This window comes from Gordonia sp. SGD-V-85 (assembly GCF_001456905.1).
Classification (GTDB): domain Bacteria; phylum Actinomycetota; class Actinomycetes; order Mycobacteriales; family Mycobacteriaceae; genus Gordonia; species Gordonia hongkongensis.
In genome coordinates this window covers 35,862-43,264 of record NZ_LNQO01000032.1, presented here as the reverse complement: position 1 = coordinate 43,264, position 7,403 = coordinate 35,862, and the positions used below count along the sequence as shown (strand labels likewise).

Below are 7,403 nucleotides of genomic sequence, written 5' to 3'. Positions count from 1 at the left end.
GCTCGACGACTAACCAGCACTGACACACAATCTTGGCCACCCGTCGCGGGACTCCCGCTGTGGTGAACAGGGAACGAATCCACGGCGTCGCTATGTGCGCCAGCACTTTTGGGTGCACGGTACGCACGTTTACATAGACCCGTCGGCCAGCGTTTTCATCTCCTGTCGAACACCGTTGAGCGGTAACCAACCCGCGTATATCAGTCCGACAACACCGTCGCGAGTAACGACCACCACACACCGCGGCGGGTGGCCAACCCCACAACAGCCCCTGAGAAGGAGGCAATTTCGCCATGGGACTTGACAGAGCAGCACTACATATCAGCGACGAGCCACGAAGGGCCTGGTGAGACAGGTTGCGGAGCCCTTCGTGGCTCGCTTCGCTCGCACCTCAGGGAGCAGAGATGTGGACCCTCAAGAGGGTTCTTCGTAGTCCACGACGGCCGCCCGGCCGCAGGTACTGAGGAGCGGGCCGGAGCTTGCGCAGGGCCCGACCACCCGCCGCACTAGCCCCCGGCGAGTTCGTCCAGCCAGACCCGCGCCGACGCATCCGAGGGTGAACGCCAGTCGCCGCGTGGGGACAGCGACCCGCCCGACCCGATCTTGGGGCCGTTGGGCATCGCCGAGCGCTTGAACTGGTTGCCCATGAACCGCTTCAGGAACACCGAGAGCCAGTGCTCGATGGTCGCGGTGTCGTACTCGTTGCGCTTGTCCTCTGGCAGCAGATCCGACCACGGGCCACGGCTGCGGTCACCCCACGCCTGGCGCGCGAGATAGGCGATCTTGCTCGGGCGATAACCGAAGCGCGTCAGGTGATAGAGGAAGAAATCGTGCAGCTCGTAGGGGCCGACCGTGTCCTCGGTGCTCTGGATCCGGCCGTCGTCGCCGGCGGGGACGAGTTCGGGAGAGATGACGTCGTCGAGGATCTCGACGAGCGTCTCGGTGGTCTCGGCGGAATGGTGCCCGCTGGTGATCATCCACCGGATCAGGTGCTGGATCAGCGTTTTCGGCACCGACCCGTTGACGTTGTAGTGCGACATCTGGTCGCCGACGCCGTAGGTGCACCATCCGAGCGCGAGTTCGGAGAGATCGCCGGTCCCGAGCACGATGGCGCCGTTGGCGTTGGCGAGCCGGAACAGGTGTGAGGTCCGCTCACCGGCCTGCACGTTCTCGAAGGTGACGTCGTAGACCTTCTCGCCGCGCGCGTACGGATGGTCGAGGTCGGCGAGCATCTGCTCACAGGACGGCCGGATGTCGATCTCCGCGCCGCTCACCCCGAGCGAGTTCATCAGCGCGTGGGCGCGCCGCAGTGTCGGGCCGCCGGTCGCGAAGCCGGGCATCGTGTAACCGAGGATGTTGGTGCGCGGCAGACCGAGTCGATCGAAGGTGTCGACCGCGACCAAGAGTGCGAGCGTCGAGTCCAGCCCGCCGGACACCCCGATGACGATCTTCTCCAGACCCGTCGAGCGCAGTCGTTGGGCCAGTCCCTGGACCTGGATGGAGCGGACCTCCGCGCAGCGTTCGTTGCGGTCGGCGGAATCCGCTGGGACATAAGGGAATCGGGGAACCAACCGCCGGACGACATCGTCGTCGGACAGGTCTCCGAAGTCGAAACCGATGCGACGCAACGACTTCAACCGGTCGGAGTGATCGCCGACCTGGTCCCGGAGGCTGATCATCCGCATGCGTTCCTGCCGCAGGCGGTCGAGATCGATGTCGGCGGTGATGATCTGGTCGATCGTCGCGAACTGTTCACTGCGGGCGAGGAGCGAACCGTTCTCGGTGATGAGGGCATCGCCGTCCCAGGCGAGGTCGGTGGTCGACTCGCCGTACCCGGCAGCGACGTACACGTGGGCCGAGATGGTCCGCGCGGAATGCCCGGTGCACAGGTTGGTGCGGTAGCTCTCCTTGCCGATGGTGACCGGGCTGCCCGACAGGTTGGCCAGCACGGTCGCGCCGCCGAGAGCTGCCCATGTACTCGGTGGGATCGCCACCCAGCCGTCTTCGCAGATCTCGACGAACAGTGCGAAACCCGGCAGGTCGCGGGCCTCGAACACGAGATCGGCACCGAACGGGACCTCGTCGTCGCCGATCCGCACGGTCGTGGGGATCGCGTCGCGCGCCGCGGCGAAGAAGCGCTGCTCGTAGAACTCGCGGTAATTCGGCAGGTACGACTTCGGGACCACCCCCAGGACCGCGCCGTCGTGGATCACGGCGGCGCAGTTGTACAGGCCGTCACCCACGCGCATCGGTAGTCCGACGCAGAGAACCGGCTTGAGCCCGGCACTGGCCGTCACGATGTCGTCGAGTGCGGTGCGGCAACCGTCGAGGAGGGCGTCCTGGTGGAAGAGGTCGTCGACGCTGTACCCGCACAGCCCGAGTTCGGGGAACACGACCAGGCAGGCGCCGTCGTCAGCGGCCCGCGTCGCGAGTTCGACGGTGCGCGCGGCGTTGACCGCGGGTTCGGCGAGCGTCAGGACGGGTACGGCTCCGGCGACGCGGGCGAATCCGTTTGCGTAGACAGACACTCCGACACCCTAATCGCGGACAGGCCGTCGTGTGGGGTCCGCCGAACGCGCCGGCCGGGTGCAGGGCTAGGACCGCCACCACGTGTCGTCGACCTCGACGGGGGTGGTGCGCTTGTGCCGGTTGCGGTGCCAGGCGGCCTCGATCTTCTCGGCCGCGTCCTCGGGGATCTCGCGCCCCTCGAGGTAGTCGTCGATGTCGTCGTAGCGCAGGCCGAGTTCGTCCTCGTCGGTCTGTCCGGCCTTCTCGTCCAGCAGGTCGGCGGTCGGGACCTTTTCCCACAGCTGCTGCGGCGCATCCAGGTGGCGCAGGATGGCACGCCCCTGTCGCTTGTTCAGGCCGGAGAGCGGCAGCACGTCGGCCGCACCGTCGCCGTGTTTGGTGAAGAAGCCGGTGACGTTCTCGGACGCATGATCGGAGCCGATCACCAGCAGCCCGCGGTCACCGGCGAGGGCGTACTGCGCGACCATGCGGTGCCGCGCCTTGGCGTTGCCCTTGGTGAAGTCGGTGAGCCGGGTGCCGGTGGCCTGTTCGATCTCGTCGTCGAGGGCATCCACGCCGGGTGCCACGTTGACGGTCACGACCTCGTCGGCGCCGATGAACTCGAGGGCCGCGGCCGCGTCGTCCTCGTCGTGCTGTACCCGGTAGGGCAGCCGCACGCCCATGAAGGTCGCGTCACCGCCGTCGGACCGGATGCGTTCGGCGGCGAGTTGGGCGAGCTTCCCGGCCAGGCTGGAGTCGACGCCGCCGGAGATGCCGAGTACGTAACCCTTGGCGCCGGTGACGCGGACGTAGTCGACGAGGAACCCGACCCGCCGCTCCACTTCCTCGCCGGGGTCGATCGAAGACTTCACGGCGAGGGCGTCGATGATGGTTCGCTGGATCTCACGCATGATCCCAGTGTGCGCCACCGGTCACCCCTCGCGTGGGATCCGCACGCCGACGAGGTGGGCTTCGGGGTCCGGGGCCAACCCGATCCGGTCCCACTCGTGGGAGATGCCGACGACCGCATAAGCCGAGGTGGGGAAGCGTTCGATGTAGCCGTGCGGATCGAGCGTCAGCGCGGTCGACGGCATCCCGGGCTCGTGGCCGACGACGAGGACCGTCCGCGCGTCGGCGGGCGCGTGGACGCGGATGGCCTCCAGGATCTCCTCGGGCGCGCCGCCGTAGATGTCCTCGACGAAGGTCACGGGCGCATCGATGCCGATTCGGGCGAGCGTCTGCCGCGTTCGCGTCGATGTCGAGCACAGCACCGCGTCGATCCGCAGGCCCTCATCGGCCATCCAGCGTCCGGCGAGGGCGGCCTGCCGATCGCCGCGCTCGGCCAGCGGACGGTCGTGATCGGGCGTCGCGGGCGGATAACCCGACTTGCCGTGCCGCATCAGGACCAGCGTGCGGGTCCGGCTCATGCGGCGCCGTGCCGGCCGCGGTCCCGGGCGTCGGATTCGGACCCCGACTCGGCGCCGATCATCCGCAGGACCCGCACGGTCGCGCGCCAGGCGGCGGCCTCCTGGCGGAGGTAGGCCGCGTGTTCGTCGTGACCGCGGGCCTCGGCCTCGTCGGCGGCGACGTCGAACTCCAGGTACTCGTCCACGGCACAGTCGATGAGCTCACCCACCGAGGTGCAGTCGGTGCAGGCCACCTCGATCGCGGCGGCGTCGAGGGTGGCCAGTCGTTCCAGATCTGACCGATAACGCATGGGTTCGAATCTACGTTGTCCGGGCAGGCCGTTGGTGTTACGACACCGTCGATGTCGCCCGGGACGACCCCGGCCGGGACCGCGACCGCGGCTCACCGCCGTTACCCTGGGGATCGTGCACACCTGGGTACCCGCGCTCCTCGCGGTGCTGGCCGCGTTGATGATCGCCGCCGGTACCGTGCTGCGTCAGCGCGCCTCCCGGGTCAACGGTGCGATCACCCCGGGATGGTGGGCCGGTGCGGCGATCGCGCTGTGCGGCTTCGGTTTGCAGGCCTCGGCACTCGGACTCGGCTCGATCCTCCTCGTGCAACCCCTCGTCGTGCTCGCCGTGCTGTTCGCCCTTCCGCTCGAGGCGTGGGCCGATCATCGGCACCCGGCCCGCATCGAGTGGGCCTGGGGCGGGGTTCTCGTCGCGTGCGTGGTGACATTCCTGATCGTGGCGCGTCCCGAACCGTCGATGCGACGCCCCGATGCTCTCCTGCTGTGGGGCACCGTGGGAGCGGTCATCGGCGTCGTGGTCGCGCTGGTGATCCTCGCCCACCGCTCGAGTCCGCACTACAAGGCACTGTTCTACGGGCTCGTCGCCGGCATCCTGTTCGGCGTGTCGGCGTTGCTGGTGAAGACCGTGATCTACCAGATCACGCACCACTTCTGGCGTTCCTTCGTCCACCCCGAGATCTATCTCTTCGTGCTGGTGGTGGTCTGCGCCATCCTCGCCCAGCAGATGGGGTTCGGCGCCGGTGATCTGCAGACGTCGTTCCCGTCGATGACCGTCGCCGAGCCGGCCGTCGCGATGGTGCTCGGTGTGCTGCTGCTCGGTGAGAACCTGAAGGTGTCGGTACCGACCGCGCTGTTCCTGGGGATCGTGCTCGCGATCATGGTGCGCGCTGTGTGCGAACTCGCGAAGCTGTCGGCCGTGCGCGGATACGAGCAGGCCGTGGCGGCGGAGGAGTCCGCCGCAGCCGACGCCGCAGCGGACGCGGGCCCGGCGGCGGGCGCGACGTCGCGCCCGGCGGGTTGACCGGCCGCGTCGACGTCAGGCGTGCTCAGATCTCCTGAGAGATCCCCTCGGCCCACTCGGCGGCCTGCTTCGCCGGCTTGATGGGCGAGGAGTTGTCGTGGCGAGCGTGCTCGCCGACCTGGACCGCGCCGCGCTTGGTGAGCATCTCGGCGACGATCTCGCCGCCGCGGTTGAACGTGTCGTAGATCGAGTCCCCGAGACCGAAGACCGCGAAGCGGAGACCGGTGAGGTCGGGGTTCACGCTCTCGAGTTCGTCGGCGAAGGGCTCGGCGCCAGTCGGCAGCTCGCCTTCGCCGTACGTCGAGCACACGATGACGAGGAAGTCCTCGGGGTCGAGGTCCTCGACCGCGTATTCGCTCATGTCGTAGATCGACGGATCGTGGTCGGCGGCCAGCGTGTCGGCGATGGCGTCGGCGACGAGCTCACCGTTCCCGGTTTCGGTTCCGTAGAGGATGACGACCGACATGTGAACTCCTCTCGACGTCGGCGTTTTCGCTAAGCGAGGGTAGCCTAACCCGCCCGTCGGGGCGAAATCCCAGTTGAGGGGGGTTGGAAGAAATACTTGGATGTCCTACTATGTGGTGACACCGGCCATACCCCCAACGAAGTCGAAGGTGATCTCCGTGTCCGCTCCTGCTGTCCCCTCGATCCCGCACTACCTGAACGGCAAGCGCGTCACCGCCGAGGGCGGCCGCTTTGCTGACGTCTTCAATCCGAGCACCGGCGCCGTGCAGTCTCAGGTTCCGCTGGCGTCGACCGACGAAGTCGCCGCCGCGATCGCGACCGCATCGGCCGCGCAGAAGGAGTGGGCCGCCTGGAACCCGCAGCGGCGCGCCCGCGTCCTCATGCGGTTCGTCGACCTGGTCAACAAGAACGCCGATGAACTCGCGACCACGCTGTCGCTCGAGCACGGCAAGACCCACGCCGATGCGCTCGGCGACATCCAGCGCGGCGTCGAGGTGATCGAGTTCGCGATCGGCATCCCGCACCTCATCAAGGGTGAGTTCACCGCGGGTGCCGGCGGCGGCATCGACGTGCACTCCATCCGTCAGCCGCTCGGTGTCGTCGCGGGCATCACCCCGTTCAACTTCCCGGCGATGATCCCGCTGTGGAAGGCCGGACCGGCGCTCGCGTGCGGCAACGCCTTCATCCTCAAGCCCAGCGAGCGCGATCCGTCCGTGCCGGTGCGTCTTGCCGAGCTGTTCACCGAGGCGGGCCTGCCCGACGGTGTGTTCCAGGTCGTCCACGGCGACAAGGAAGCGGTCGACGCGCTGCTGACCCACCCGGACGTCAAGGCCCTCGGCTTCGTCGGCAGCTCCGACATCGCGCAGTACATCTACTCGACCGCGGCCGCCCACGGGAAGCGCTCACAGTGCTTCGGTGGCGCCAAGAACCACGCGATCATCATGCCCGACGCCAACCTCGACCAGGTCGTCGACGCGCTGATCGGTGCGGGCTACGGCAGCGCCGGTGAGCGCTGCATGGCGATCAGCGTCGCGGTCCCGGTCGGCGAGCAGACCGCAGACCGGCTGCGCGCCAAGCTGATCGACCGGGTCAACGCACTGCGCGTCGGTCACAGCCTGGACCCCAAGGCCGACTACGGCCCCCTGGTCACCGCCGCCGCTCTCGAGCGGGTCCGCGGGTTCATCGACAAGGGTGCCGAGGAGGGTGCCGAGGTCGTCATCGACGGACGTGAGCGCGCCAACAACGAGCAGACCTTCGGCGACGAGGACATCTCGAAGGGCTTCTTCATCGGCCCGACCCTGTTCGACCACGTCACCAAGGACATGACCATCTACACCGAGGAGATCTTCGGACCGGTCCTGTCGATCGTGCGCGCCGGCGACTACGAGGAGGCCCTCGCCCTGGCGTCGGATCATCAGTACGGCAACGGCGTCGCGATCTTCACCCAGGACGGCGACGCCGCCCGCGACTTCACCGCTCGGGTCGACGTCGGCATGGTCGGCGTGAACGTGCCGATCCCGGTGCCGGTGGCGTACTACACGTTCGGCGGATGGAAGCGTTCCGGCTTCGGCGACCTCAATCAGCACGGCCCGGCGTCGATCCAGTTCTACACCAAGACCAAGACGGTCACGACGCGGTGGCCCTCGGGCATCAAGGACGGCGCCGAGTTCGTCATCCCGACGATGGACTGAT

7 protein-coding genes are annotated in these 7,403 nt (G+C 67.9%); 2 read left to right on the top strand and 5 right to left on the bottom strand.

The features are described from left to right. Window positions 1-506: 506 nt before the first annotated feature. The 4 genes from AS181_RS23365 to AS181_RS23350 form a co-directional block, all read right to left on the bottom strand. Window positions 507-2,528: an NAD(+) synthase gene (locus AS181_RS23365; RefSeq protein WP_058253834.1), complete on the bottom strand. Its 2,022-nt coding sequence runs from the start codon at window positions 2,526-2,528 to the stop codon at window positions 507-509. A gap of 66 nt (window positions 2,529-2,594) precedes the next feature. Then, complete coding sequence (gene nadE / locus AS181_RS23360; RefSeq protein ID WP_058253837.1) at window positions 2,595-3,419, bottom strand: ammonia-dependent NAD(+) synthetase; 825 nt, start codon at window positions 3,417-3,419, stop codon at window positions 2,595-2,597. Window positions 3,420-3,440: 21 nt separating this feature from the next. Continuing rightward, a complete protein-coding gene (locus AS181_RS23355) occupies window positions 3,441-3,935 on the bottom strand; it encodes a SixA phosphatase family protein (protein ID WP_058253833.1) in 495 nt (164 codons plus the stop codon). Beyond that, the gene (locus AS181_RS23350) at window positions 3,932-4,225 is read right to left on the bottom strand and encodes a hypothetical protein (RefSeq protein ID WP_058253832.1); all 294 of its coding nucleotides are present in this window, start codon (window positions 4,223-4,225) and stop codon (window positions 3,932-3,934) included. Before AS181_RS23350 ends, AS181_RS23355 begins: the two co-directional genes overlap by 4 nt. Window positions 4,226-4,340: 115 nt before the next feature. Between AS181_RS23350 and AS181_RS23345 the strand changes: the two genes are divergently transcribed. Next, window positions 4,341-5,246 (top strand): DMT family transporter, encoded by a 906-nt coding sequence (locus AS181_RS23345; protein WP_058253831.1) that lies wholly within the window; start codon window positions 4,341-4,343, stop codon window positions 5,244-5,246. Window positions 5,247-5,271: 25 nt separating this feature from the next. On the opposite strand, the gene AS181_RS23340 is transcribed toward AS181_RS23345, so the two are convergent. Beyond that, the gene (locus AS181_RS23340; protein ID WP_058253830.1) at window positions 5,272-5,712 is read right to left on the bottom strand and encodes a flavodoxin domain-containing protein; all 441 of its coding nucleotides are present in this window, start codon (window positions 5,710-5,712) and stop codon (window positions 5,272-5,274) included. Window positions 5,713-5,812: 100 nt separating this feature from the next. Between AS181_RS23340 and AS181_RS23335 the strand changes: the two genes are divergently transcribed. Next, window positions 5,813-7,402, top strand: coding sequence for a CoA-acylating methylmalonate-semialdehyde dehydrogenase (locus AS181_RS23335; RefSeq protein WP_249145016.1), 1,590 nt, complete (start codon window positions 5,813-5,815; stop codon window positions 7,400-7,402). Window position 7,403: the final 1 nt, after the last annotated feature.